The sequence below is a fragment of the Plantibacter sp. ME-Dv--P-095 genome, from assembly GCF_030209365.1.
In the GTDB taxonomy this organism is placed as follows: domain Bacteria; phylum Actinomycetota; class Actinomycetes; order Actinomycetales; family Microbacteriaceae; genus Plantibacter.
In genome coordinates, this window is record NZ_JARVSB010000009.1 from 290,934 (window position 1) to 316,823 (window position 25,890).

23 protein-coding genes are annotated in these 25,890 nt (G+C 70.9%); 12 read left to right on the forward strand and 11 right to left on the reverse strand.

From position 1 onward, the window contains the following. Window positions 1-163: 163 nt before the first annotated feature. Genes QRN26_RS13510 through QRN26_RS13530 form a run of 5 tightly spaced genes read left to right on the forward strand, consistent with a single transcriptional unit; the run spans window position 164 to window position 5,749 of the window. The gene (locus QRN26_RS13510) at window positions 164-1,576 is read left to right on the forward strand and encodes a DUF7847 domain-containing protein (protein WP_285037195.1); all 1,413 of its coding nucleotides are present in this window, start codon (window positions 164-166) and stop codon (window positions 1,574-1,576) included. Continuing rightward, entirely contained in the window at window positions 1,573-2,241 is a 669-nt protein-coding gene (locus tag QRN26_RS13515) for a DUF4129 domain-containing protein (protein ID WP_056012667.1), read from the forward strand. The genes QRN26_RS13510 and QRN26_RS13515 overlap by 4 nt, the downstream gene beginning before the upstream one ends. Continuing rightward, window positions 2,238-3,455 (forward strand): DUF4350 domain-containing protein, encoded by a 1,218-nt coding sequence (locus QRN26_RS13520; RefSeq protein WP_285037196.1) that lies wholly within the window; start codon window positions 2,238-2,240, stop codon window positions 3,453-3,455. The genes QRN26_RS13515 and QRN26_RS13520 overlap by 4 nt, the downstream gene beginning before the upstream one ends. Continuing rightward, window positions 3,452-4,441 (forward strand): AAA family ATPase, encoded by a 990-nt coding sequence (locus tag QRN26_RS13525; RefSeq protein WP_056781708.1) that lies wholly within the window; start codon window positions 3,452-3,454, stop codon window positions 4,439-4,441. Before QRN26_RS13520 ends, QRN26_RS13525 begins: the two co-directional genes overlap by 4 nt. Beyond that, complete coding sequence (locus tag QRN26_RS13530; RefSeq protein WP_285037197.1) at window positions 4,442-5,749, forward strand: DUF58 domain-containing protein; 1,308 nt, start codon at window positions 4,442-4,444, stop codon at window positions 5,747-5,749. Between the two features lie 50 nt (window positions 5,750-5,799). On the opposite strand, the gene QRN26_RS13535 is transcribed toward QRN26_RS13530, so the two are convergent. Continuing rightward, on the reverse strand, window positions 5,800-6,666 hold the full coding sequence (locus QRN26_RS13535; protein ID WP_056012679.1) for a LysR family substrate-binding domain-containing protein: 867 nt from the start codon (window positions 6,664-6,666) through the stop codon (window positions 5,800-5,802). Between the two features lie 99 nt (window positions 6,667-6,765). On the opposite strand from QRN26_RS13535, the gene QRN26_RS13540 reads away from it, so the two are divergent. Beyond that, on the forward strand, window positions 6,766-7,161 hold the full coding sequence (locus QRN26_RS13540) for a DUF5997 family protein (protein ID WP_285037198.1): 396 nt from the start codon (window positions 6,766-6,768) through the stop codon (window positions 7,159-7,161). 3 nt (window positions 7,162-7,164) lie between these two features. On the opposite strand, the gene QRN26_RS13545 is transcribed toward QRN26_RS13540, so the two are convergent. Next, window positions 7,165-8,160: a stage II sporulation protein M gene (locus QRN26_RS13545; RefSeq protein ID WP_056013428.1), complete on the reverse strand. Its 996-nt coding sequence runs from the start codon at window positions 8,158-8,160 to the stop codon at window positions 7,165-7,167. Between the two features lie 67 nt (window positions 8,161-8,227). On the opposite strand from QRN26_RS13545, the gene QRN26_RS13550 reads away from it, so the two are divergent. Next, on the forward strand, window positions 8,228-9,088 hold the full coding sequence (locus QRN26_RS13550) for an RDD family protein (RefSeq protein WP_056012684.1): 861 nt from the start codon (window positions 8,228-8,230) through the stop codon (window positions 9,086-9,088). Between the two features lie 22 nt (window positions 9,089-9,110). On the opposite strand, the gene ahcY is transcribed toward QRN26_RS13550, so the two are convergent. Both ahcY and QRN26_RS13560 read right to left on the reverse strand, forming a co-directional pair. Then, window positions 9,111-10,601, reverse strand: a complete 1,491-nt coding sequence (ahcY, locus tag QRN26_RS13555; protein WP_056012687.1) for an adenosylhomocysteinase — start codon at window positions 10,599-10,601, stop codon at window positions 9,111-9,113. Between the two features lie 59 nt (window positions 10,602-10,660). Next, a complete protein-coding gene (locus tag QRN26_RS13560) occupies window positions 10,661-10,870 on the reverse strand; it encodes a DUF3499 family protein (RefSeq protein WP_369796492.1) in 210 nt (69 codons plus the stop codon). Between the two features lie 107 nt (window positions 10,871-10,977). Between QRN26_RS13560 and QRN26_RS13565 the strand changes: the two genes are divergently transcribed. Beyond that, window positions 10,978-11,415, forward strand: coding sequence for a metallopeptidase family protein (locus QRN26_RS13565; RefSeq protein ID WP_056781701.1), 438 nt, complete (start codon window positions 10,978-10,980; stop codon window positions 11,413-11,415). A 14-nt stretch (window positions 11,416-11,429) separates the two neighbouring features. Here QRN26_RS13565 and QRN26_RS13570 read toward each other — a convergent pair whose 3' ends face one another. The 5 genes from QRN26_RS13570 to QRN26_RS13590 all read right to left on the reverse strand — a co-directional run bounded on the left by QRN26_RS13570 (window position 11,430) and on the right by QRN26_RS13590 (window position 17,945). Beyond that, a complete protein-coding gene (locus QRN26_RS13570; RefSeq protein WP_056781699.1) occupies window positions 11,430-12,863 on the reverse strand; it encodes a DUF5719 family protein in 1,434 nt (477 codons plus the stop codon). Further along, the gene (locus tag QRN26_RS13575) at window positions 12,853-16,167 is read right to left on the reverse strand and encodes a glycosyltransferase (RefSeq protein WP_285037199.1); all 3,315 of its coding nucleotides are present in this window, start codon (window positions 16,165-16,167) and stop codon (window positions 12,853-12,855) included. Before QRN26_RS13575 ends, QRN26_RS13570 begins: the two co-directional genes overlap by 11 nt. A 111-nt stretch (window positions 16,168-16,278) precedes the next feature. After that, complete coding sequence (locus QRN26_RS13580) at window positions 16,279-16,608, reverse strand: WhiB family transcriptional regulator (protein WP_082456139.1); 330 nt, start codon at window positions 16,606-16,608, stop codon at window positions 16,279-16,281. Between the two features lie 176 nt (window positions 16,609-16,784). Then, complete coding sequence (galE, locus tag QRN26_RS13585; protein ID WP_056781695.1) at window positions 16,785-17,747, reverse strand: UDP-glucose 4-epimerase GalE; 963 nt, start codon at window positions 17,745-17,747, stop codon at window positions 16,785-16,787. Window positions 17,748-17,801: 54 nt separating this feature from the next. After that, complete coding sequence (locus QRN26_RS13590; protein ID WP_285037200.1) at window positions 17,802-17,945, reverse strand: hypothetical protein; 144 nt, start codon at window positions 17,943-17,945, stop codon at window positions 17,802-17,804. 93 nt (window positions 17,946-18,038) lie between these two features. On the opposite strand from QRN26_RS13590, the gene QRN26_RS13595 reads away from it, so the two are divergent. Further along, the gene (locus tag QRN26_RS13595) at window positions 18,039-19,019 is read left to right on the forward strand and encodes a GlxA family transcriptional regulator (protein ID WP_285037201.1); all 981 of its coding nucleotides are present in this window, start codon (window positions 18,039-18,041) and stop codon (window positions 19,017-19,019) included. A 31-nt stretch (window positions 19,020-19,050) separates the two neighbouring features. Here the strand turns inward: QRN26_RS13595 and manA are convergent, their stop codons facing one another. Then, window positions 19,051-20,250 (reverse strand): mannose-6-phosphate isomerase, class I, encoded by a 1,200-nt coding sequence (manA, locus tag QRN26_RS13600; RefSeq protein WP_285037202.1) that lies wholly within the window; start codon window positions 20,248-20,250, stop codon window positions 19,051-19,053. Between the two features lie 195 nt (window positions 20,251-20,445). Between manA and QRN26_RS13605 the strand changes: the two genes are divergently transcribed. Genes QRN26_RS13605 through QRN26_RS13615 form a run of 3 tightly spaced genes read left to right on the forward strand, consistent with a single transcriptional unit; the run spans window position 20,446 to window position 24,393 of the window. Beyond that, window positions 20,446-21,624, forward strand: a complete 1,179-nt coding sequence (locus QRN26_RS13605) for an acyl-CoA dehydrogenase family protein (RefSeq protein WP_056781692.1) — start codon at window positions 20,446-20,448, stop codon at window positions 21,622-21,624. Between the two features lie 56 nt (window positions 21,625-21,680). Then, the gene (locus QRN26_RS13610; RefSeq protein WP_285037203.1) at window positions 21,681-23,108 is read left to right on the forward strand and encodes an O-antigen ligase family protein; all 1,428 of its coding nucleotides are present in this window, start codon (window positions 21,681-21,683) and stop codon (window positions 23,106-23,108) included. 7 nt (window positions 23,109-23,115) lie between these two features. Beyond that, the gene (locus QRN26_RS13615) at window positions 23,116-24,393 is read left to right on the forward strand and encodes an O-antigen ligase family protein (RefSeq protein WP_157580020.1); all 1,278 of its coding nucleotides are present in this window, start codon (window positions 23,116-23,118) and stop codon (window positions 24,391-24,393) included. A gap of 10 nt (window positions 24,394-24,403) precedes the next feature. Here QRN26_RS13615 and QRN26_RS13620 read toward each other — a convergent pair whose 3' ends face one another. Then, the gene (locus QRN26_RS13620; protein ID WP_056781688.1) at window positions 24,404-25,849 is read right to left on the reverse strand and encodes a sugar transferase; all 1,446 of its coding nucleotides are present in this window, start codon (window positions 25,847-25,849) and stop codon (window positions 24,404-24,406) included. Between the last annotated feature and the right edge of the window lie 41 nt (window positions 25,850-25,890).

Sequence of the window (25,890 nt, forward strand, 5' to 3'; positions counted from 1 at the left end):
CGCTGCCTGACCGGTGTCCTTACGTCTCGCCTCAGCGTAGTCGAACTGTCCCCCGGAACCGCCGAAGGTCCGGTCGCGGACCGGCCCGGTGTGACAACATGGAGGGGTTCGAGACGGCGAGGGGGTGCTGCTGATGGACGGTGGACAGCGAGCCGGGGGCGAGATGGGCGATCAGAGTCAGCGCCCATGGACGAACCCCGAGGAACCACGGCGACCGGAGGAGTCGGCACCGCCGCCACCCCGACAGACACCGCAGCAGCCCGGGTACCCGCAACCCTCCGGATACCCGCAGCAGCAGCCCGGATACGGCCAGCAGCAGGCCTACGGCCAACAGCCGGGGTATGGGCAGCAGCAGGGGTATGGCCAACAGCCGGGTTACGGACAACAGGCTCCGTACGGACAACAGCCTCCGTACACCCAGCCGTCCGCCCCCTCTCACCAGCCCGGCTACGGCGCGCCTCAGGCTGCCCCGAGCGCCGGCTACGACGCGAACCCCTACGCGAACGCCGCGCAGTGGGCCCCCGGTCCCCAGCAGGGCTGGGCACCCCCGCCCAAGCCGGGACTCATCCCGCTCCGCCCGCTGTCGTTCAGCGACCTCTTCGGCGCCCCCTTCCTCGTCCTGCGCCGGAACCCGAAGGCGACGTTCGGGAGCGCACTGCTCTTCCAGGGCCTCACCGCGGTCCTCTCCCTCGTCATCGTGGGCCTCGTCGCCTGGCTCTCGTTCAGTCGGCTGTCGCAGGCGGCCCCCGGCGAAGAGGACACCATCGGTGCCGGCGGGATCACGGCGATCATCCTCTCCTCGCTCATCCCGATCGCGGTCTCGATCGCCGGGAGCGCGATCCTGCAGGGCATCATCGCCCAGGAGGTCGCCCGCGGCACCCTCGGCGAGAAGCTGCCGCTCGGGGTCCTCTGGCGTCGCACCAAGAAGCGCTTCCTCCCGCTCATCGGCTACACCTTCCTCCTCATCGGCGTCGTGACCGTCTTCATCGCCGTCGCGGTCGGCCTCGGCTTCGTCCTCACCGGACTCGGCGGCAGAGCCGGCGTGGTCCTGACCGTGGTCATGGCGATCGCGGCGCTCCTGGTACTGGTCGTCGCATCGGCCTGGTTGGGGACGAAGTTCTCCCTCACACCGAGCATCATCGTCCTGGAGAACAGTCGGGTGTTCCCCGCGCTGGCGCGCTCGTGGCGCCTGACCGACGGCTACTTCTGGCGGACGTTCGGCGTCCAGTTCCTCGTCTCCTCCGTCGTCAGCGTCGCCTCGCAGGTCGTCGCGACGCCCATCAGTCTGCTCGCGAGTTTCGTGCCCGTGATCCTCGTCGGTGTCGACTCCGAAGCGACGATGATCGTGGCCACCATCGCCGCTCAGGGCCTGTCTCTGCTCGTCTCCGTCATCATCGGCGCGATCACCGTCGTCGTCATCAGCGCCACCTCCGCCGTGATCTACATCGACCTGCGCATGCGGAAGGAGGGCCTCGACCTCGATCTGGCCCGGTTCGTGGAGGCCCGGTCCGGAGGCCGCGAGGCGGTCGACAACCCCTTCGACCTCGCAGCCGCCGGGGGTAAAGCACCCCGATGAACCCGTTGGTCCTCACCTCGCGACTCGACGTCCCGCTCGTCCCGGACGCTCCAGGCGCACGTGACCTCCTGCAACGCGAGCTGTCGAAACCCGAGTACCAGACGGCGCAACCGTCCCTGTGGGACATCATCTCGAAGGCCTTCTGGGATTGGGTCAACTCCCTCCGGGTGCCAGGAGACGGACCGTTCACCGGGCTGTTCCCGATCATCGCGATGACGGTGGTCGTCGTCGGCATCGTGATCGCGTTCATCGTGTGGGGCGTGCCGCGCATCAACCGGCGGAGCACCCGGCAGCTGGACCTGTTCGGCGAGCGCGACGACCGCACCGCCGATCAGCTGCGCCGCGATGCGAGGACGGCGGCCGGCGCCGGCGACTGGACCGTCGCACTCCAGGAGCTCTACCGAGCCATCGCCCGTGGGCTCTCCGAGCGGACGATCGTGGTGGTGTCCCCCGGCACCACGGCACACGGCTTCGCGGCCCGGGCGGCGGCGGCGTTCCCCGCCGAGGGACGCGCGCTCGAGCGGGCGGCGGACGTCTTCGACGCCGTCCGGTACCTCGCTGCGACCGGCACCGAGGAGCAGTACCGCGAGCTCGAGGCCTTGGACGCCCGACTCGCCACGGCGGCCCCCGCCTTCCTCGCCGAGCCGGAGGGCGTCCTGCGGTGACCCTCACGACGAAGCCCGCTGCCGAGCAGCAGCCCGAACCCGACGTCGCCACGCCGCGGCTCCGCACGAGACTGCGACGGAGCCGGTTCTGGATCGTCGCGGCGGTGTTCGCGATCGGTGTCGCGCTCGTGCTCATGTTCGCGACGCGCGGCGCCTCCATCGACGCCGCCCTGCTGAGCCCCGGCAACCAGACCCCGAACGGTGGTCGGGCGCTCGCCCAGGTCCTCCGCCAGGAGGGGGTCACTGTGAGTGAAACGACGACCCTCGACGCGACGCTCCAAGCCGTCGAGGACTCGGAGAGCACGGTGCTGTACTTCGATCCGACCGGTCTGCTGGACGCAGCGCAGCTCGGGCGGCTGAGCGACGCCGACGCTCGACTCGTGGTGGTCACGCCGCGCGCGTCGGTGCTCCGCGTCCTCTTCCCCGGGGTGTCGTTCGCCGGCAGCGTCGACGCCTCCGAAGTCCTCCGAGCGGACTGCGCAGACGACACCGCCGACCGCGCCGAATCGGTCACCGGCGGTTGGACTCTGTACACGACGACGGACGCCGACACCGAGGGGTGCTTCACCGCGGATTCCGGCGGGAGCGCGGTGATCACGCAGGACGACGGCGAACGGGTGCTGCTCGGCTCCGCGGACGCGCTCACGAACGACGCCGTCGACCGAGCCGGGAACGCGGCGCTGGCCCTCGGCCTGCTCGGTGGCACCGAGCAGCTGGTCTGGTACCTCCCGAGCCTCGCCGACGTGCCCGTCACGGGCCCGCCGAGCCTCGACGAACTGACCCCGAGCTGGGTCGCCGGGGTCACGGGCACCGTCGTCATCACCGCGATCCTCGCCATGATCTGGCGCGGACGCCGGTTCGGCCCACTCGTCATCGAGGACCTGCCGGTGGCGGTCCGGGCGAGCGAGACGATGGAGGGGCGTGCGCGGCTCTACCAGCGCTCCGCGAACCGACGGCGTGCACTCGACGCGCTCCGCATCGGCACCGTCTCCCGACTCGCCGTCGCCACGGGGCTCTCCCGTCACGCCTCGGTCGTCGAGGTCGCCGACACGGTCGCGGGCATCGCCGGCCTCGACCCCAGACACGTCCGCGCCGTCCTCCTCGACGCCGAACCGACGAGTGACGCCGACCTCGTCAGCCTGTCCGATCACCTGCTCGATCTCGAAGCCGCCGTCGCGCGCGCCACGGACCTCACCGGAAGGAACCATCCATGACCGACGCCCCAGCGCCCGGAACCACCACCCCGAGCCCCGACGACCTCCGCCGAGCACTCGCCCAGGTGCGCGTCGAGGTCGGCAAGGCCGTCGTGGGACAGGACGCCGCCGTCACCGGCCTCGTGATCGCGCTGCTCGCGAAGGGACACGCGCTCCTCGAAGGTGTGCCGGGTGTCGCCAAGACGCTGCTCGTCCGATCGCTCAGTCACGCCCTCAGCCTCGACACCAAGCGGGTGCAGTTCACCCCCGACCTGATGCCGGGCGATGTCACCGGATCGCTCGTCTACGACGCGAAGACCGGCGAGTTCGAGTTCCGCGAGGGCCCCGTCTTCACGAACATCCTCTTGGCCGACGAGATCAACCGGACGCCCCCGAAGACCCAGTCCGCGCTGCTCGAGGCCATGGAGGAACGCCAGGTCAGCGTCGACGGCCGCTCGCTGCCGCTCCCCGACCCGTTCATCGTCGCCGCCACGCAGAACCCGATCGAATACGAGGGCACCTACACGCTCCCGGAGGCACAGCTCGACCGGTTCCTCCTGAAGCTCGTGCTCGACGTTCCGGAACGGGACGTCGAAGTCGAGGTGCTCCGCCGCCACGCCGCCGGGTTCAGTCCCCGGGACCTGGCCGCCGCGGGCGTCACCCCCGTGATGGGAGCCGCCGAGCTCCGTGCCGCACAGGTGGAGGTCGGGCGGGTCGGTGCCAGCGCCGACGTCCTCGCCTACGTCGTCGACCTCGCCCGCGCGACACGACGCAGCCCCTCCGTCCGGCTCGGCGTCAGTCCCCGAGGGACGACGGCGCTGCTGGCGTCCGCGAAGGCCTGGGCCTGGTTGAGCGGGTATCAGTCGATCACCCCGGACCACGTCCAGACCATGGTCCTGCCCGTCTGGCGCCACCGGATGCAGTTGCGACCGGAGGCGGAGCTCGAAGGCGTCTCGGTGGACGCCATCCTGCGGTCGATCATGCAGCAGGTCCAGGTCCCCATCTAGATGGCCGTCACCGGGAGGTTCGTCGCGCTCGTCGCGTTCGGCATCGTGCCGATCGTGGCGGTCGGTGTGCTCACGGGCGACGCGGCCTGGGCGTTCGCCGGATGGCTCGGTCTGGTCGCCGTCCTCGGCGTCCTCGATCTCGTCCTCGCCGGGTCGCCGCGCGAGATCATCCTGCAACGCGCACTCCCGTCGCGGATCCGGCTCGGCGAATCGGCGACGAGCACCCTCCTGCTGACCAACCGCGGTGGCCGTCGGGTGCGCGCCCTCGTCCGGGACGCCTGGCAGCCGTCGGCCGGGGCGCCGACCGCCCGCCTCCGTGTCGACCTCCCGCCCGGCGAGCGGCGGAGCGTCAGCCTCGTGCTCACGCCCTTCCGCCGCGGCGAGCGCCGGGTGTCGCAGGTGACGGTGCGCTCGTTCGGGCCGTTCGGTCTCCTCGCCCGGCAGGCGACGCTCAACAGCCCGGGACACCTCCGCGTGCTCCCGGCGTTCGCGTCTCGGAAGCACCTCCCGAGCCGCATCGCGCGCCTGCGGGAACTCGACGGTGCGACGAGTGTCATGGTGCGCGGTCAGGGCACCGAGTTCGACTCACTGCGCGAGTACGTGCGCGGCGACGACGTGCGATCGATCGATTGGCGGGCGACCGCCAGGCGTGGCGACGTCATGATCCGCACCTGGCGGCCCGAACGCGACCGCCGCGTGGTCATCGTGACCGACACCGGACGGACGTCCGCGGCGCGCATCGTCGACGAGCCGCGCATCGACACCGCGTTCGAGGCGGCGTTGCTGCTGGCGGCGTTGGCGACGAGGGCCGGCGACCGCATCGACTACCTCGCCTACGACCGCCGTGTGCGGGGTCGGGTGCAGGGTGCAACCGGGCCCGAGTTGTTGTCGCGGATGGTCGACGCGATGGCGCTCGTCGACCCGGAGCTCATCGAGACCGACTGGGAAGCGATCCCCGGCCAGGTGAGGCAGATCACGAACCAGCGTGCACTCGTCGTCCTCCAGACGTCGATCGACGCTCCAGGCGCGGCGCGAGGGTTGCTCGCGGTGCTCCCCCAGCTCACGCAGCGCCACACCGTCGTCGTGACGAGTGTCGTCGACCCGGCGACGATCGAGGCGACACGCGACCGCGGCAGCCGCGAAAGCGTCTACCGGGCGGCCTCCGCCGAACGCGCCCTCCTCGACATCGAGCGGGTGTCGGCGGCCATCAGGCAGCTCGGGGCGGATGTGGTCACCGGATCACCGGAGACCTTGCCCCCCGCTCTGGCCGACGCCTACATCGCCCTGAAAGCGTCGGGTCGGCTCTAGGCCGACCTCGCCCGACGGATCACGCGTCGTCGGCGCGGAACCACCTCGAGCTAGCGGCCCTTGCGCTTCTTGCGGCGCTCGCGGGCGAGTGCCTCCTGTTTGGCCTTCCGCGCAGCGAGTTGGGCGCCGCGGCTCGTCCCGGCTGCGGTGCCCGGTGTCGAGCCGGCCTTCGGTGCCTTCCGGCGCTTCCCGCTCGGTGGTGGAGGAGGCGTGGCCGGCGTCTCGGCCGGAGCGCTCCGGCGTGAGCTGTTCGCCGTCCGACCTCGGACGATGCCGATGAACTCCTCGAGCGCCTCGTCCTCGCGGTCCCGACGCCACGCGAGCAGCACCGGCACGGGCGGCAGGTCGACGATCGGGCGGTACTCCACGTCCTTCCGCTGGTGGAGCCTGGCCACCGACTGCGGGACGACGACGATGCCGACCTCGGAGGCCGCGAGCTCGATCGCCGCTTCCGGATCCGAGGTGAGCGGCGTGGCCGGTTCCGCGAACCCGAGAGCGTCCGCCTGGTCCGCCCACCCGAGCACGAGGGGTGCCATGATCAGCTGCTCCTCGGCGAGTGCGGCGGTCTCGACCTCGTCATGCTCACCGAGCGCTGCACCCTTCGCGAACACGACGACGGGGAGCTCCTCGAACAGCGCGATCGTATTGAGGCCCTCGGTGTCGATGGGCACACGCACGAGCGCGACGTCCGCCGCACCCGACCGGAGGACCTCCCGCTGCTCGTCGAGGTCGACGCGGACCAGGCGGAGTTCGTCGTCCGGCCGCCGCTCGTTCCAGATGCGGGCCCACTTCCCGGGATTGACGCCCCGGGCGAACGCGACGGTCAACGCCGGCGTCACGGCTTCGGCGTCCCGATCGACACCGTCGGCATCGATGTCGACGTGGGAATCGTCGCCCTGGTCGTCCTGCCTGTCCATCGAAGCCTCCACTGCTCGGCTTGCCACACTACTGCAGGGCGGTCGGGGGGACGGAGCGATCGGTTGGGGGCCGGCGCTCCGGGGAGGTACGCTGAGCGGATGTGCGCGAGCGAACAGATCATGAAACCGGCAACCGCGGCGAAGAAGCTCGGGGTCTACCTGCCGGCGACGCCGGCATCGTTCCAGGAGGAGCCCATCACGCGGTCCGCCTTCCTCGAGCTGCAGGCACACCCGGCCGACTGGTTGGTCGAACTCCGGAAGAACGGCCCGCACCCGCGGGACGTCGTCGCTCGCAAGCTGGGCGTGTCGACGTCGGGTCTCGCTCGCGCTGAGATCACCGAGGCACTGACGACCGAGCAGATCCAAGAACTCCTCCGCACCCTGCCGGCCTGGCTCGTGCAGGAGCGTGCGGTGCACGCCGAGGTCAACGCCGAGAACGCCCGGGTCAACGCCCGGAACGCCGAGCGTCGCGCACGGTCCGAAGCCGGCGAATAAGGCTCAGCCGGCGACGATGCGCTTCGCGCCGGCTTCGAACTCGGCCAGGTCGCCGCGCTCACCCGAGCGGTAGGCGATCCCGCCCAACCAGCACATGTAGAGCAGGAATGCCGCGAGCGCTCCCCCGCCGATGAGCATCTTCACGGCCCACGGCCAGGGAGCTGGGGTCACGAACCCTTCGACCAGCCCGGAGACGAACAGGACGATCACGAGCCCGATGGCGATCGTGAACAGGGACCTGCCCTCCTCGGCGAGCGCCTGCCCCCGCGTCCGCGGTCCCGGAGCGACCCAGGCCCAGAAGATCCGCAAGCCGGCCGCTGCGGCGACGAACACCGCGGTGAGCTCCAGCATGCCGTGCGGGAGGATGTACTCGAAGAAGACGTCGCCCTTGCCGTAGGCGAACATGAGCCCGGCGGCCTGGCCGACACCCTGTGCGTTGGTGACGATGATGTACGGCACCCACACCCCGCTGATCCCGAACGCCACGCATTGCGCGGCGATCCAGGCGTTGTTCGTCCACACCTGACCGGCGAAACTGGCCGCCGGGTTGTTGGAGTAGTAGGCGACGAAATCGTCCTCGACGTACTGCTTGAGCTGCGCGTCCGTGCCGAGGTTCGCCAGGACCTGCGGGTTGCCCGCGATCCACACGGCGTAGAGGGTCGCGATGACGACGGTCGCGACGGCGACGGCGAGGGTCACCCAGCGGACCCGGTAGAGCGCGGCGGGCAGCGCCAGGACGAAGAAGCGCGGAACGCTCGACAGCACGTTGGCGCTCGCCCCGGTGAACCGCAGTCGTGCCCGCGACAGCGACACGGACAGGCGGTCGCCGACGAGCGTCGACCCGGCCGTCGTCTTGATGGCGGAGAGCTGCGTCGCCCCGGCCTGGTAGCGGTCGATGAGTTCGTCCGCCTCCGGTCCGCTGAAGAAGCGCTGCTTGCCGAGCGCGTCGAGGCGGTCCCATTCCTGACGGTGGGCTGCGGAGTAGGCGTCGAGGTCCATCGGAGCCATGCTACGCGGTGGGGACGCTCCGTGACCGGTGCTCCACGCATCTGCTTGAATGGTCCACATGTCCGAACCGGCCCGGGTCCCCCTGCACGAGTCGTCGGTGGACGACGGCACCGAGCTGATCACCGGTGAGGCGGTCGCTCTGGACGTCCGGCCCACCGGGTTCATCCTGCGGGCCGCCGGCGCACTCATCGACTACGCGGTGTCGATCCTCGTCTTCGTCGGCCTCATGCTGGCGATGTTCTCGTGGCTCCTCTCCGGCGTCGCCATGGACACGGCGATGTTCACCGCGATCGTGCTCGGGCTGACGGTCCTCTGCCTCGTCGTCCTGCCCGCCGCCGTCGAGATCGCCACCCGAGGTCGTTCCCTGGGCAAACTCGCCGTCGGCGCCCGCATCGTCCGTGACGACGGCGGAGCGCCCGGGTTCCGGCACGCGTTCATCCGCGCCCTGACCGGGTACTTCGAGATCTACCTGACCGCCGGCGGGATCGCCGCACTCTCCGGCCTGCTCAGTGCCCGCTCGAAGCGGCTCGGTGACGTCCTCGCCGGGACGTACAGCCAACGCGAACGGATGCCGAGGGTGGTCGAGCCGGTGGCGATGATCCCGGCTCAGCTCGCGCCGTGGGCCGCGGGAGCGGACGTCGCCCGGTTGCCCGATCCACTCGCCCGTCGGGTGACACAGTTCCTCAAGCAGGCGGGCGCCCTGACCCCGGCGACCCGGACCCGACTCGCGGCCGAACTCGCCGCAGAGGTGTCGCGGTACGTCTCGCCGCTCCCGATCGCGCCGCCCGAGGCGTTCCTGGTCGGTGTCTCGGTCGTGCGTCGGGAGCGGGAGTACCAGGCCCAACTCGCCGCCCGCCAGCGGCTGGCCCTGCTGCAGCCGGTGCTGAGCGGACAGCCGCACCGGTTCCCCGACCGCTGAGGCGGGGAACCGGCGAGGCCGCTCAGTAGCGGTAGTGGTCGACCTTGTAGGGGCCCTCGACGGACACGCCGATGTAGTCGGCCTGCTCACCCGTCAGCGTCGTCAGCTGGACGCCGAGTGCGTCCAGGTGCAGTCGCGCCACCTTCTCGTCGAGGTGCTTCGGGAGCACGTACACGCCGATCGGGTACTCCTCGATCCGGGTCCAGAGCTCGAGCTGCGCGAGCACCTGGTTGGTGAAGGAGTTGCTCATGACGAAGGACGGGTGACCCGTCGCGTTGCCGAGGTTCATCAGGCGACCCTCGCTCAGCACGAGGACGCTGCGGCCCGTCGGCAGACGCCACTCGTGGACCTGCGGCTTGATCTCGATCTTCTCGGCGCCCTCGAGCGCCTCGAGCGAGGCCATGTCGATCTCGTTGTCGAAGTGTCCGACGTTCGAGACGATCGCGAGGTGCTTGAGCGCCAGGATGTGGTCGAGGGTGACGACGTTGAAGTTGCCCGTGCAGGTGACGATGATGTCGACCTCGGAGGCGACGCTCTCGAGCGTCGCGACCTGGTAGCCGTCCATCGCGGCCTGCAACGCGCAGATCGGGTCGACCTCGGAGACGATGACGCGCGCGCCCTGCCCGCGGAGGGCTTCGGCCGCACCCTTGCCGACGTCGCCGTACCCGGCGACGAAGACGACCTTGCCGCCGATGAGCACGTCGGTCGCGCGGTTCAGACCGTCGGGCAGGGAGTGGCGGATGCCGTACTTGTTGTCGAACTTGCTCTTCGTGACCGAGTCGTTGACGTTGATCGCGGGGAAGAGCAATTCCCCCTGCTTCGCCAGCTCGTACAAGCGGTGCACGCCGGTGGTGGTCTCCTCGGTCACGCCGAGGATGTCGGCGGCCACCTTCGTCCATCGATCGGTGCTCCCGGCGAGTGAGCGACGCAGGACGTCGAGCACGATGCTGTACTCGTGGCTGTCGGTCGCCGTCGTCTCAGGGACGGCGCCGGCGAGCTCGAACCGGCGACCCTGGTGGACGAGCATGCTCGCGTCGCCACCGTCGTCGAGGATGAGGTTCGGTCCGGTCCAGTCGGCTCCTGCCGCGGCGGCCTCCGTCGACCAGTCGAAGATCTGCTCGGTGCACCACCAGTACTCCTCGAGGGTCTCGCCCTTCCAGGCGAACACCGGCACGCCCGACGGCGCGTCGACGGTGCCGTGCGGTCCGACCGCGACGGCCGCTGCGGCCTCGTCCTGGGTGGAGAAGATGTTGCAGCTCGCCCAACGGACCTGGGCGCCGAGCGCCACGAGCGTCTCGATGAGCACGGCGGTCTGCACGGTCATGTGCAGCGAGCCGGCGATCCGGGCTCCGGCGAGGGGCTGGCTCGCGCCGAACTCCTCGCGGAGGGCCATGAGGCCGGGCATCTCGTTCTCGGCGAGGCGGAGCTGGTGGCGGCCGGCCTCGGCGAGCGACAGATCGGCCACCTTGTACGGGAGGGTGGTCGTGGGGGCGGTCGGTGCGGAAGAACTCATGCAGCCATTCTCGCAGACCGCCGGCACTCGCGGCCCTTCATGTCGACGCCGTCGACCGGTCAGGAACCGTAGCCGACGTCGCCGAGCACGCTGTGCTTCACGACGCGCCAGCCCTGCGGCACGCTCAGCCGTTCGGCGTGGATGGAGCACAGGTCGTAGCTGTGCGGGCTCTTCTCGATGCTGAGCGGGCCGAGCACCGCCATCGAGTCCCGGTAGTCGTAGGTCAGCGTCGCGACGGGCTCGCGTGAGCACCCGACCTTGGAACACATCCTGTCTACCATTTGCTCCAGCGTAACGCCCGGGTGCGGATCGGACGCTCCGGCTCGCCGTCCTCCCGGGTCGGGCCGCCCCGCTGGACCACGCCTAGACTGGACGCATGGCGGACGCTGACGAGGAGACGCGAGGTGCGCTCTCGCGGCGCCGCTCGCGTCACGGCCGCAACGGACGTTCGAGCGTCGTCGGGCCTGACGTCCCGCCGATCGACACCCGGATCGACCAGTTCGACCTGACGGTCGCGACGACCGCCGACTACCTGCGCGGCGCGTGGCCTGCGGAACTCGCGGACGTGCGCTTCGAGGTCGGCGCGATGCCCGCGCAGAACTCCGGCACGGACGGCGTGGACCGCTGGTTCGTGGACCGCGCCCGCCGCCGGGTCATCCTCTACCGCCTCCCCATCCAGCGCATGAGCAAACTCCACCGGAACGACGAACTCCACCAGCGCATGATGGTCGAGAGCTGCGTCTTCCGGGCCGTCGCCGAGCTGCTCGGCAAGGACCCCTGGGACCTCGGTCCCGACCGCTACCGCTTCCTCTGAGTCGCGGGCGACGCTCAGCGCGGGTAGACGCTGATCGGGGCCGCCAGCGGGTTCGGCGGCACGACGGGTGACGAAGTCAACCGGCCGGGCGCCGCGAGGCTGATCGAGGCGTGGAGACCGTCGGCGCCTGCGAGCACGTAGCTCTGGCCCGCGGCGACCCCGATCGTCGCACCGGCGCCGGCGGCGACCTTGGCCGAGGTCTCGGTGCCGTCGGCGTCCGTCAGGGTGACGGCCGCCTCCGACCCGGTCGGGTTGAAGACGTGCAGTTTCTGCCCCGGGCCGGTGGGGACGGTGAAGGCCGCTTCGTCGTCGAGGACGGGCGTCGCCCCGAACCAGGCGAAGTCCTCGAGCGCGCCGCTCCGCGAGTTGGAGCGGGCCGCCGCGACGACGGGCTCGGTCGAGGTGATCTCGAGCGAGAACTCACCCGCGGGCAACCCGGCCAGGGCGATCTCGCCCGGCACACCCGGCTGGATGGTCGCGTCGACCACGATCGGCTCGTCCTTGCTGTTCTCGCGCGTGGCCGTGATCACGACGTCCGCCGCTTCGGCGCCCGGAGCGAAGAGTCTGAGGGCCGTGGCCCGGTCGTCCACCGATGCGGTGTCGGAACTCGCGCCGGGCGCTGCCGGAGCCGAGACGACGAGGCCCGGGACGACGAGGTCGGTGGCCGGCGCGGCGGTCGGTCCCTGGACCTCGACACCACCGGGTGTCAGGACCCGGACGGTGCTCTGCTGCAGCGCTGCGGCGACCTGGCCACCCTCGCTGGTCACGCGGACGACCGGCGTCGGTTCGTTCGGTGCGAGCCCGGTGAGCGCGACGACCCGCTGTGTGCCCGAGGCCACGACGATCCCGGCGGCCCCTGGGGCGTCGATGCGTCCGGCGGCCCCGAAGACCTCGAGGGTGACGTTCGCGTCGACGGCGGAGGGATTGCCGAGGAGGATGAGGGTGGTGCGGCCGATGTCGCTCGAACCGCCGACGAGCCAGCTCTCCGCCGACGCCGGCGTGCACGTGGCTGCGGCGAGGCCGGCCACGTCCGCCTCGGCCGCGATCTGGGACTGCGCTCCGCTGACGGGGGTGGCGCTCCCGTCGGTCGCACCGGGCACGGTGATGACGGCCGGTCCGCCGTCCGCCGCGCCGCTCGTGTTGTCGGGGGCACCGAGGTCACGGGTGGTCGGGGTGACCCCCTTCGCGCCGAAGTCGACGCTCGCCGGCCCGAAGGATCCGGCGGCGGTCGCCGCGGTGGCGTCCTGCGCGAGGGCGAGCAGCGGTCCGGGGCACACGAGGGACTGGTCGCCGGCGACAGGCGTGACCCGGATGTCGCGAGGCGCGATCTCGACGGTCGGCAGCGTCAGCTGTCCGGCGGCGGCGATCGTGACCGCGGCGATCCCGATCCCGACCAGCCCGGTCACGATGCGCCCTGAGGTGATGGCGACTCCGCGCTTACTGGGCATGCGGCTGCTCCGTTCCCGGGACGTCCCGGCGGGTGGTGTCTGCGGTGGGGGACGCGTCGCTCGGGCCATTCGGCTCCGTCGCGGGGTCGTCTCGCCCGTCGGTGGTCTCCGAGGCCTCGACCGGCTCGTCTTCGACGGGCTCGCCGTCGACGGGCTCCGCGTGGCTGCTGGGCGCATCAGTCGTCGGTGCCGCAGCGGGCTCATCAGCGCTCGTCACCGCATCCGGGGCGTCGTCGACCGGGACGTCGGGGTCCGCGTCGATCTCGGAGGTCGGCGTCGGAGCGGGTGCCGTGACGGGTGCGGCTCCGCGACGCCACCAGCGTGGCTTCGCCACACCGGAGGAACCCTGTCCTGAGCTCGCCGGTGCGTCCGTGGAGGACTCGTCGTCGAGATCGCCGGTCGGTTCCTCGTCGTCGTACGATCCGGCTGCGCCGTCGTCGAGGACGGCGACGGCGGAACCGGCGGCCGCAGCCTTCCGAGCCGAGCGACCCTTGAGCTTCGCCGGCTTCCGCGAACCCGCGCGATACCCGTCGCGGGACGCGCCGTTCGGGATGCTGAGGAGCAGGGTGATGAGGAAGACCACACCCAACCCGACACCGATGAGCATGCCGAGCACGTTCGTCTCCGGCACCTCGGGGCCGGAACCGACATCGGCGACCGTCCGCCAGAGCGTCCCGCTCGTGGTCTCGCCGACCGCGACCAACGCGGCGTTGGCGTCGAGCGCGCTCGCCGCCCGTCCGGCGGTCTGTCCGGCGACCGTCTGCTCGGCGCCCTCGACGGTCGGAGCGAGGAGGACGAAGGCGATGCCGTGTTCGACGAGCGTCTCCGTCGGGTCGAGCCCGCTCTGCGACGCGAGGTTGCCGGCCAGCTCTGCGACGATCCGGTCGTCGGTGGACACGCCGGGTGAGCTCTGGACGATCGTGGATCGCCCGTCGAGCGTCTCCCCCTGGCCGCGGATGACGACCGCGGTGATGGTCCCGTCGTCGCCCGGGGTGATCACGAGGGTCCCGAGACGCGGATCGGTCTGTGTCGCCGCCGTGACGTACGCCGGCAGCTGGCGACCCGAACTCTCACGGACGACGGACGTGCCGAGCGGCTGGGCGAGGGCGAGCGGGACCGCCACCACCACGGCTGCGAGCACCATCACGAGCCCCGGAACCGCGCGGAAACGCGGGATCCGGTCGAGTCCGAGCGTGGCCGCGCCGACGATGCCGAGCCAGTAGAGGCTGATCGCAGCACCGGCCCAGACCGGGACGGCGGTCCCGGCCGTGGAGGTGAGGAACAGGTGCGTCGCGAACACGGCCGAGACGAGCCCGAGGAAGGCCGCGATGAGGAGCGGGACCGCGCGCCGGGAACCGGGCAGGAACAGGGCGAGGAGGGCGACGATCGCGAGCGGCGCGAAGAGCGCCGGAATCACGATGACCGGGGTCATGCCGGGCAGGCCGAGCGATGCGGCGACCTGACTCCAGCCGCCCAGGCTGCCGCCGGGGAAGCCGAGGGACAACTGCCAGCCGGAGGCTGCCGTCGCCGGCGTCACCACGCCCGGATCGGAGAGGAGCCCGAGCCAGTTGCCGCGGTGGACACCCTGCTGCCAGACGAGGGGGGCGAAGAGCGCGGCGGCGGGGATCGGGACGAGCGCGACCCTCGCGATGCCCCGGCCCGCGAAGACCATCGCGACGACCCAGATGACGAGGAGGGCCGGAGCCAACGACGGGGCGCTCGCGACGATCGCGGCGAACAGGAAGGCGCTCGTACCCGCAGCGGCCCAGGAACGTGCGGCCACCACGCCGGCGTAGAAGAGCCAGGGCAGCAGCACGTGCACGATGACCGCCGCCGGACGTCCGTCCGCCAGCGCGGTCAGCAGCGTCGGCGCGAGGGTCCACAGCAATGCGGCGACGGCACGGGGGCCTGCGCGCTCGGTGAGACGCGTCGCCGCGAACCAGGCGCCGAGCGCCGAGAGTGGGAGGGCGAGCAGGAAGAGCAGGACGAGGGAGAACGACGGCTCCCAGAACGTGATGGACCCGAGGACCGCCAGGACGGCGTTGAACGGGTCGGCGGCGCCGACGAACCCGAGTCCGACGTCACGCCAGCCGAACCCGATGTGCTGCCAGAGCTCGCCCACCGTCGACGACAGGGGCAGGAGCCCACCACCGGTGATGAACGAGGCGCCGAGGAGCGGGGCGAGGATCGCGGCACCGAGGACGGCGGCGGCGAGGACGACCCAGGCGCCTCCGCCGGAGAAGAAGCGGAGGTCGCGCTCCTCACCGATGAACCCGATCTGCGTCGCCTCCCTCGCGAGGGCGCGTTTCCGCCGCACCTCGTCGAGACGCATGCGCAGGCCGGCGATGCTGGACCACCCGAGGGTCCGGTTCTTCGCGAGCTGGCGACGCGCGTTCTGGACCTTGGTCCCCGAGAAGGCGACCGCGAAGGCCGCGGAAAGCTCGCCGAGCACGAGCTCGGGCTGCTTCTTCACGAAGTGGCCGATGACCCGCAGGATGGCGAGCGGCACCAGGCTGAGCCAGTGCACGGGGACCATGATCCCCGGCGCGTAGACGAGTCGGCGGTGCAGCTGGGCTGCGCGGGCCTGGCGGTGTCGGCGACGGCGGGCTCCCAGCCGGTTCGACCAGGAGGGTCCGGCGATGCCCTCCCCCGCCGAGGCGACGCGCGCCGTCGGCACGACCGCGACCAGGAAGCCGGCGAGACGGGTCCTGATGCAGAAGTCGAGCGCGTCGTCGGCGACGAGCGCCTGGTCGAAGCCGCCCAACTGGTCCCACAGCTGATGGCGCACGAGCATGCCGGCAGGGCCGACGGCCATGACGTCGTTCATCGTGTCGTGCTGGGCCTGGTCGAGTTCGTCCTCGACCACCGGGACCGCGGCACCGAGCGAGGTGATGGTCTCGCCGTAGCGACGGAGGAAGGAGGCGTCGTCCCAGTCGAGGATCTTCGGACCGGCGACGCCGACCGACGGTGAGACCTCGAGGGCGCCGAGCAGTGCGGCGAGCGCCGTGGGTTCCGGCGCGGTGTCCTCGGAGAGCAGCCAGAGCATCTGCTCGGCGTCCTCGGGCTGGTCGGTGACCCGGACGCCGGCCGCGACGGCCTGCGCGAAGCTGAGGTCCTCGGACGAGGTCACGAGCTTCATCCCGGGGACCCGGCTGAGTTCGGCGATCGTCGCTTCGCTGCTGCGGGTGGCGACGGCGATGATCCCGTCCGCCGGACGGGTCTGGGCACTGAGGGCGTCGAGCGTGCGTGCGAGCGACGCTGAGCCGTCACGCACCACGAGGATCGCCGTTACTCGGGGAGACATCGGAATCAGACTAAGCGGGCGAGCGCGGAAGGCCGGGAACCGGACGGGCGCGCCCCGGATCGGGCGGGCTGCGCGTGGCGGACGGGCGGGTGAAGTGGGTCGGTCGACCGGTCAGACGGCGCGCTTGCGGAGCTTGCGACGCTCGCGCTCGGAGAGGCCGCCCCAGATGCCGAAGCGCTCGTCGTTGGCCAGCGCGTACTCGAGGCACTGTGACTTGACGTCGCAGCTCGTGCAGATCCGCTTGGCGTCGCGCGTGGAGCCGCCCTTCTCCGGGAAGAAGGCCTCAGGGTCGGTCTGGGCGCAGAGTGCGTCCGTCTGCCAGGAGAGCTGGGTGTCGTCCTCGCCGTCGGCAGCCGGCTGACGGACGCCGGGCACTCCCAGATTGACCGGATCGACGAACCAGTCGTCGGGTACCCCGGCACGATACTCAGGAATTGCCATACCGTCTCCCCAACTGCTCGTACCCTGCGCCACGCGGCGCGATACATAATTACACCCTTGTAGTTATGGTCGAGTCAAGTCGCACATCGTAAAGCCTCAATCACGAGGTGAGGGTTCGCGACGCGCCGCGTGTCACCTGAACTGGGTGACGGGAACGATCGCGCCCCCGATCGAGGTCAGGAGGCGGCGCGGCGCGCCCGCCACGCGCTCTCCACCATCTGCCGGAGGTCGTGACGCATCCGCCAGTCCAGATCGCGAGCGGCGAGCGCTCCCGACGCGACGATCCGTGCGGGATCGCCGGCGCGACGCGGCATGATCTCGGGCGTGAAGTCGATGCCCGTGACCTCGGCCATGGCGGTCATGATCTCCCCGACGCTCGACCCGTCCCCGCTGCCGAGGTTGTAGGCCGGCTCGAGGGGCTCGCCGGCGTCGAGGCGCTTCGCCGCGGCGACATGGGCGGCGGCGAGGTCGGCCACGTGCAGGTAGTCGCGGACGCAGGTGCCGTCGGGGGTCGGGTAGTCGTCCCCGTTGATCCGCGGCGTACGACCGGCGAGGAGCGCGTCGAACACGAGGGGGAACAGGTTGTGCGGACTGGTGTCGTAGACCTCGTCCGTCCCGGAACCGACGACGTTGAAGTAGCGCAGCGAGGTGTGACGCAGCCCGGTCGCGACGCCCTGGTCACTGAGCAGCCACTCGCCGATGAGCTTCGACTCCCCGTAGGGCGACTCCGGGGCCTTGGGCGTGTCCTCCGTGACGAGGTCGACGTCCGTGGTCCCGTACACCGCAGCACTCGAGGAGAAGACGATGCGCTCCACGCCGTGCTCCTCCATGGCTCCGAGCAGCATCGCGGTCGCCGTGACGTTCTGGGCGTAGGTGTGCAGCGGGCGCTGCACGGAGACGCCCGCGTATTTGTATCCGGCGACGTGGACCACACCGCTGAGCTCGAACTCCGAGAACGCCCGCTCCAGCACCGAGCCGTCGAGCAGGGTGCCGCGGACGAACGGCACGTCCGCCGGGATGAAGCGCTCGTGCCCGCTGGAGAGGTCGTCGAGGACGACCACGTCGATCCCCTCGGCCTGGAACGCTCGAACCACGTGGGCGCCGATGTACCCGGCCCCGCCCGTCACCAGCCACGTCACGATGCTTCCTCCAGGGAGTCCTCCATCTGCCGTGCTGCAGACGGAGTGACCAGACTACTGGAGGCGCGTGCGTCGGACGGCGGCGCGTGTGGGGACACGGCGATAGCCGTCGGTCAGGACGGCACGGAGGGTCGCCGCGGAGGCGACGACCGCGACGAGGACGATGATGAGGCCGACGACGAGTGCGATGATGGACATGTCTGGAACTCTATGAATGGTGAAAAACTGCCACCAGTGGCAGGATGGGCGTACAGCAGCACATTTCTGCCAAAACGATCACCCGGAGGTCCCATGCTGTCGAAGGTCGCCCTGCTCGCCATCCCGGCGCTGCAGCCGTTCGAGTTCAGCGTCGTCTGCGAGGTCTTCGGCATCGACCGATCGGACCAGGGCGGCCCTGCATTCGACCTCCGCATCGTCACGAAGGACCCCGGTCCGGTCCGGATGAATCTGAGCGACGACGGTGCGCGCGGCTTCGACATGATCGTCGACGACGACCTGTCTTTCGCGGCCGAGGCGGACCTCGTGGTGATCACCGGTCGTGGTGGATCGCGCGGCGGACCGGTCGACGAGGCCTACCTCGACGTCCTGCGAGCGGCGGAGGCGCGGGGTGCCTGGGTCCTCAGCGTGTGCAGTGGATCGTTCGTCCTCGGTCACGCAGGACTGCTCGACGGTCGCCGGAGCACCACCCACTGGATGTACACGAGCGAGCAGCAGACGATGTTCCCGGGCACCACCGTCGACCCCGACGTGCTGTTCGTCGAGGACCGCAAGGTCATCACGGGCGCAGGAACCGCTGCCGGCATCGACGCGTGTCTGCACCTCGTACGACAGGAGTACGGCGCGGCGAGCGCGAACGTCATCGCCCGCCGAATGGTCGTCCCGCCGCAGCGCGACGGCGGGCAGGCGCAGTACGTCCTCTCCCCCGTCGCGGCACAGCAGTGCGAGTCCTTGGCACCGGTCGTCGACTGGATGCTCGACCACCTCGCCGAGGACCTGCCCATCGGGCGTCTCGCACGGCAGGCACACATGTCGGAGCGGACCTTCGCTCGCCGCTTCCGCTCGGAGCTCGGCAGCACGCCTGCCGCCTGGCTGAACCGGCAACGCCTGTTCCGAGCCCAGGAGATGCTCGAACGCACCGACCACGGTGTCGAACGGATCGCCGCGGACACCGGGTTCGGCACCGCGGCCGTCCTCCGTCACCACTTCGACCGCGTCCTCGGCACCACGCCCGCCGCCTACCGGCGCAGGTTCGGGGTCCGGGAGAGCGCCTGAGCCGCGTGGATCGGACCAATCGGCCGGGCGGTCAGCCCTGGGTGGTCGCCAGGAAGAGGGTCCCCGTCCCGGAGAAGCGCAGCTCCGCCTCGTCGGGCGTGATGAAGGCGTAGCCACCTCGACCGAGCTCGATGGACGAGGTCGCTCCGTCGATCGTCACCGAGCCGTCGGTGACGATCGCGATCCCGGGCCCAGGGAGTCGGAACGACGACTCCTGCTCGGCCGGCCCATCGCTCAGGTCCACCCGCAGCAGCTCGAAATCCGGCACGTCCGGAACGAAGAGGCTGAGCCCCCCGCCCAGGTCCGTCGGGGTGAGCCACGGCACCGGCCGAGGCTCGAACTCCAGGACCTCCAGGAGTTCGGGCACGTCCACGTGCTTGGGGGTGAGCCCGCCTCGCAGGACGTTGTCGCTCGCGGCCATGAGCTCGACACCGATGCCGCGGAGGTAGGCGTGGATGTTGCCAGCCGGGAGGTAGAGCGCCTCCCCCGCTCGCAACGTGACGAGGTTGAGCAGCAGCGCGACCGCGATGCCGGGATCGCCGGGATACTCCTCCGCGAGTCGTCCGACCAGGGCACGCTCCGCGTCGAACGCACCAGAACCGGGAGCCGCGGCGGACACGACGAGGGCGTCGAGCAGCCCGCCGGGGAGCTGTTCGAGCAGGATCCGGACGGTGTCGCGGAGCCCGTCGGGGGCGGCCACCATGCCCCGGAGCATGTTGATGCGCGCCGCAGCAGCCGGGTCGGGCGCCGAGGCCACCAGCTCGATGAGCAGGGCGTCGGTCGCGGCCAGCTCGCGGAACCCGCAGAGCGCCTCGAAGCCGTCCCGGAGCGCGACGATGAGCTCCGGCTTGTGGAGGGCGTCCTTGTAGTTGCGGTGCGGGGCGTCGATCGGCACGCCTCGCGCGTTCTCGGCGGCGAACCCCGCGGCGGCCCTCCCGAGATCGGGGTGGGCCTGCAACGAGAGCGGATGGGCCGCCGCGAGGACCTTGAGGAGGAACGGCAGCGAGCCTCGTCCGCCGAGCGCGGTGGGATCCGCGGCGAGCCAGCGCTCGAGGTCGGCGTGTCCTCCCACCGTCGACGGATCCGCGATCGGCGTCGGGGCCCCGGGGTGTGCACCGAGCCAGAGTTCCGCCTCCGGACGTCCTGAGGGCTCGGACCCGAGCAGCTCCGCGATCGCGGTCGGCGACCCCCACGCGTAGTCACGAGGAGTGGCACGGAGCGGCACGAACATGGTGGGGCCCTTTCGACGGACGAGATGACGCGCCAGCCGGACCCTGGGGCCGCTTGGCGTCGTCCTACAAGCCGCGCGACGCGGTCGCCCGGCACCATGGACCAAACTACCAAGCCGCTGTCGATGCCGAGCACACCTGCTTAGGCTTGCGGAGACGCCGATCCGGCGCCAGCGGACGCAATGGAGCAACGGACCATGATCTTCGAACCCCTCGCCAGCGACTTCTACGGCTTCGAGAGCCTCCTGACGGCCCCCGAGCAGGAGGCCATCGCCCGGCTCCGCGCCTGGGCCGAGACCGAGGCGAAGCCGATCGTGAACGAGTACTGGGAGCGGGCGGAGTTCCCGAAGCACCTCATCGCCCCGCTGCTCGAGCTCGACGTCGCCCGATGGGCCTGGCCCCAGACGACCCCGTTCGAGAACAGCGCCGTGTTCCGCGGCCTCGCGTCGATGGAACTGTCCAGGATCGACGCGTCCATCTCAACCTTCGTCGGGGTGCAGGACGGACTCACGATGGGATCGATCAGCGAATGCGGCTCGCAGGAGCAGCAGGACGAGTGGCTGCCCAAGCTCGCGTCGGGTGAGGTGCTCGGGGCGTTCGGGCTCACGGAACCCCAGTCCGGCTCGGACAGCGCGCAGGGGCTCCGGACCACGGCCACCCGTGACGGCGACGACTGGATCCTCTCGGGCTCGAAGCGGTGGATCGGCAACGCGACCTTCAGCGACATCACCATCATCTGGGCGAAGGACACGGCCGACGGCCAGGTGAAGGGGTTCATCGTCCCCACCGACTCCCCCGGATACTCCGCGACGAAGATCGAGGGGAAGATCAGTCTGCGCATGGTGCAGAACGCCGACATCACCCTCGACGAGGTGCGGGTGCCGGAACGCCTCCGGCTCCAACACGCGAACTCCTTCCGCGACACCGCGAAGGTCCTCCGTCTCACGCGCGCCGGCGTGGCCTGGTCGAGCGTCGGCGTCGCCGTCGGCGCCTACGAGGCGGCGGTCGCCTACGCGAAGGAGCGGGTGCAGTTCGGCAAGCCCATCGCCGGCCACCAGCTGATCCAGGACCTCCTCTCGAAGTGCCTCGGCAACATCACCGCGTCGATGGCGATGTGCGTCCGCGTCTCGCAGATGCTCGACGAGGGCACGCAACGCGACGAGCACTCGGCCCTCGCGAAGGCCTTCTGCACGGCCCGCATGCGCGAGACCGTCGCCTGGGCTCGCGAGATCATGGGCGGGAACGGCATCGTGCTCGACTACCACGCCGCCCGGTTCTTCGCGGACGCCGAAGCGCTCTACAGCTACGAGGGCACGCGCGAGATGAACGCCCTCATCGTGGGACGGGCCATCACCGGCACCGCGGCGTTCGTCTGATCGACCGTCCGGGGCAGGGCGTCGGTCCTGGCGGCAGCCGCTACCCTGGGGGCACGATGCTGCCGACCGAACCCGCCCCGCCCCGCCCGCCGGCGACGCTGACCACGCGTGCGATCGTCGTCCGACACGTGGCCGTGTTCGCGACGTTCGCGGTGCTGGCCGGGACGTTCTGGACGAACCTGTTCACGATCTGGGGCTACACGGCGGTCGCCCTCCTGGCCGGTGGTGCGGCGCTCGCCTGCATGGTCGTCGTCCGTCCCAGGTGGCAGCGCACCAGGATCCCCTGGTCGCTCGTCGGCTACGGGGCGTTGGCGGTCCTGTCCCTGGCCTGGTCCGCCTATCCGAGCGGCACCGCTGCGACGCTCCTCGGCGCGGCCCTCTGCACGATCCTCGGGCTGACCCTCGCCACCTGCTTCACCTGGCCGGAGGTCCTCCGGGTCCTCGGGCGCGCCGTGACCTGGCTGCTCGCCCTGTCCCTCCTCTTCGAGCTGTTCGTGGCTGCGGTCCTCCGTCACCCGCTGCTCCCGAACTTCTACGCGGGTGACTCGGCCGACCCGCCGCTGCTCGACTACTGGTCGCGTGAGCTCCTCTTCTCCGGTGGGCGCATCCAGGGCATCTCCGGGAACGCCAACCTGCTCGCCGTCGTCGCCCTCCTCGGGATCATCGTGTTCGGCGTCCGGTTGGCGGCGCGTCGCGAGCAGCATGCGGCGGCGGGCATCGCCGGCCCGGAGCGGCGATGGACACTGATCCTCCGACTGGCGCTCTCGGTGGCCATGTTCCTGCTGAGCTTCTCGACCACGATCCTGCTCGCGGCGGTGGTCACCGCTGTCGTCCTGGCGTCGGCCCTCGCCATCCGGCGCGCGAGTGGCCCAGCAGCCCGCACGCCCGTGTACCTCGCCATCGCCGGTGTCGCCGTCGTCGGGGCCGTGGTGGCGGTCGCCTTCCGCACGCAGCTGCTCGGCCTCCTCGGGAAGAGCCCCGACCTCACCGGTCGTCTCGACATCTGGGCCACGGTCTGGCGCCTCATCGAACAACGGCCGGTCGTCGGTTGGGGGTTCTCGAGCCCCTGGGCACCGTGGGAGCCGCTCTTCACCGATCTCGTCATCCGGCGCGGCGTCCGGCAGCTGCAGGCCCACAACGCGTGGCTCGACGTGTGGTTCCAGCTCGGGGTCGTCGGCCTCGTCCTGTTCGCCGCGGTCGTCCTGTCGATGTTGACCCGCACCTGGTTCCTCGCCGTCGACCGGCCGCGAGTGGACCTGGACGCGCACCGACCGTACACGGCACTCTCGCTGGCACCCGTCCTCATCGCGGTCTCGCTCGTCGTCCAGTCCGTCGCCGAAAGCCGACTGCTCATCGAGTCCGGGTGGGTCCTCCTCGTCCTCCTCGTCGTCAAGACCAAGCAGGAGCCGGCCTGGCCCGTGACCGACACCGGTGGCCCGGCCGAGCGAGCATCCACGCCCCGACGCGACCACCTCAGCCGGTGAGCGCGGCGTGAGACCGGCCGACTTCGACACGTTCTCCGCCGCGGCGCGCGTCCTGTCCTCCGCGCCGGTCGCCGCCGCCTTCGCGACCATCGCCATCGGGACCGCCTTCGGCGAACACCTCGTCACGAGCCTCATCGGCGGCGCCGGCTTCAGTGCCATGCTCGCCGGTCTCGCGGCCATCGGCACCGGGATCCTGCTGGCGCGGCTGCCCATCATCGAGTGGCGTGGGCTGCTGCCCATCTCGGTCCTGCTCTTCCTCGCGTGGAGCGCGCTCTCGATCGCCTGGAGCGCCACGCCACTCGCGACCTGGCCGGCGATCGGCGAGCAACTCGCCTGGGCGTTCGTCGCGATCGTGATCGCCCTCACCCGGGACACGATCCAGATCGTGCGTGCGACGGGGACCGCGTTCCGAGCGCTACTCGGTGCCTCGCTCGCGCTCGAAGTGCTGAGCGGGGTCCTCATCGACACGCCGCTCCCGTTCCTCGGGATCAGCGGCAACCTCGCCCTCGGCGGACCGCTCGAGGGCGTGTTCGGTTCGCGGAGCGCGCTCGGGATCGCGGCACTGATCGGGCTCGTCACCTTCGTCGTCGAGTGGCGGACCAGGTCGGTGCGTCACGGGGTGACGATCGGATCGATCGCGCTCGCGGCCGGCCTGATCCTCGGGACGCGCTCGCCGAGTATCGCGCTGCTCGCCGGTACCCTCGGGATCGCCACCGCCGTCCTCTACGTCTTCCGGCAGCTTCGACCGGAACTCCGTCGGATGTGGCAGTTCGTCCTGCTCGCGGTGCTGGCACTGGTGGCGGTCGTCGGCTACTTCAACCGTGCCGAGGTGTTCCGGCTCTTCGGACTGGGGCTCGAGATCGAGCAGCGGTACGCCCTGTGGCAGGAGACGATGCGGCGACCGGCCGCGAGTGAACTCAACGGGTGGGGTTGGACCGGTGGCTGGGTGGCGGACGCGGTCCCCTACCGACTCATCGACGCGAGTCTCGGCCGGGTGAATGACTCGGCGCTGAACGCCTACCTGGACGTCTCCCTGCAACTCGGACTGATCGGGCTCGTCCTCTTCCTCCTCCTCGGCGGTCTGGCGCTCGTCCGGACCTGGTTCGTGGCCACCAACCGTCGGAGTGTCGTGCACGTGTGGGCTGCGCTCATCGTCGTGACCCTGCTCGCGTCCGGGGCCGCTGAGAGCAGCCTCCTCACGAGCGGCGGTTGGCTCCTCCTCGTGGTCTGCGCGGTCCTCGGTGCCGGCGGGCTCAGTTGGCGCCACAAGCTGCCCGAGCGGTGACCGCCGGCCGTCACCGCGCGTCCGCCCCCGGGGCGACGACCGCGCGGACCGTCCTGGCCAGGATCCCGATGTCGGTGGCCGCCGACCAGTTCTCGACGTAGTACAGGTCGAGATCGACCGAGTCGTCCCAGGAGAGGCTGGACCGCCCGCTGACCTGCCAGAGGCCGCTCATGCCGGGTTTGACGAGGAGACGCCGACGGGCGAGCAGGTCGTACCGCTCGACCTCCCAGTCGCGGTGCGGTCGCGGCCCGACCAGGCTCATCGAACCGCCGAGCACGTTCAACAGCTGCGGCAGTTCGTCGAGCGAGTACTTCCGGAGGATGCGGCCGACGGGGGTCACCAGCGGGTTGTGCTCCGGCTTGGTGAGCAGCTCATCGGCACGCTGCTGCGCCGCCAAGGCGGCACCGGTGTCGGCGCCGGAGGCCATCGAGCGGAATTTGAGGATCTGGAAGGGGCGGCCGCGGAGGCCGATGCGCTCCTGGCGGTAGAGCACGCCGCCCCGGCTCGTCGTCATGACCGCGATCGCGACGGCGAGCAGGACGGGCGAGAGCAGCAGGAGGAGACCCGCCGAGCCGACGACGTCGAACGTCCGCTTGGCCGCAGCCTTCGCGCCGGTGATCTCGGGGTAGTCGACGTGAAGCAGCGGGATGCCGTCCACCGGCTGGAGGTGCAGTCGCATCGGTGCGACCCCGGTGAGCGTCGGGGCGATAATGAGCCGCACGCCCCGCTCGCTGAGCTCCCAGCCGAGGCGACGCAACGCGGCAGGTGTGAGCTCCTCCGAACCGGCGACGATCACCGTGTCGGCCTGGACGTCGACGGCGGCCTCGAGGATCGAGGCACGCCCGGCGAGGACGGGCGCGTCGGCGATGCGTTCGTCGTCGACGATGCCCGGCGTCACGACGCCGACCACGCGATGTCCTGCCCACTCGCCACGGCGCATTCGCTCGGCGACGTGCACGGCGTGGTCGCGATCGCCGACGAGCAGCGTCCGGTAGACGAACGCACTGCTGCGCCGTCGCGCACGGAGGCGCCGTCGCGCGGCCCAGCGGATCGTCACGAGCAGCACGACGCCGAGCGGCAGCGCGGTCAGGAGGAAGCTGCGCCCGATCTCGAGCTTCAACAGGTAGGAGCTCATCGCGAAGCCGCCGAAGACCGTCGTGGTCACGAGGATCACCCGCCGGTACGGCGACCATCCTCCCGCGAGGACGCGCGGGTGTCTGGACCGGGCGTCCGTCAGTGGCAACCACCAGGCGAGCGCGAGCGCGAGGGTGATCGCGGGGTACCCGACCACGAGGTGGCCGAGCGGACCGGCCACCTCGACCGCCCCCGTCCAGTAGGTGTCCCACCAGAGCAGTTGTGTCGCGCCGAGGGCGGCGCACACCGCGAGGAGGTCGAGGAGGAGGACGGCGCGGGAGAACCGGCGCTCCCAGGATCGGCGGGCTGCGATGAACGGCATGACGGGTGGGCTTCCTGACGCGCGGTCGGGTTCGCGTCGGT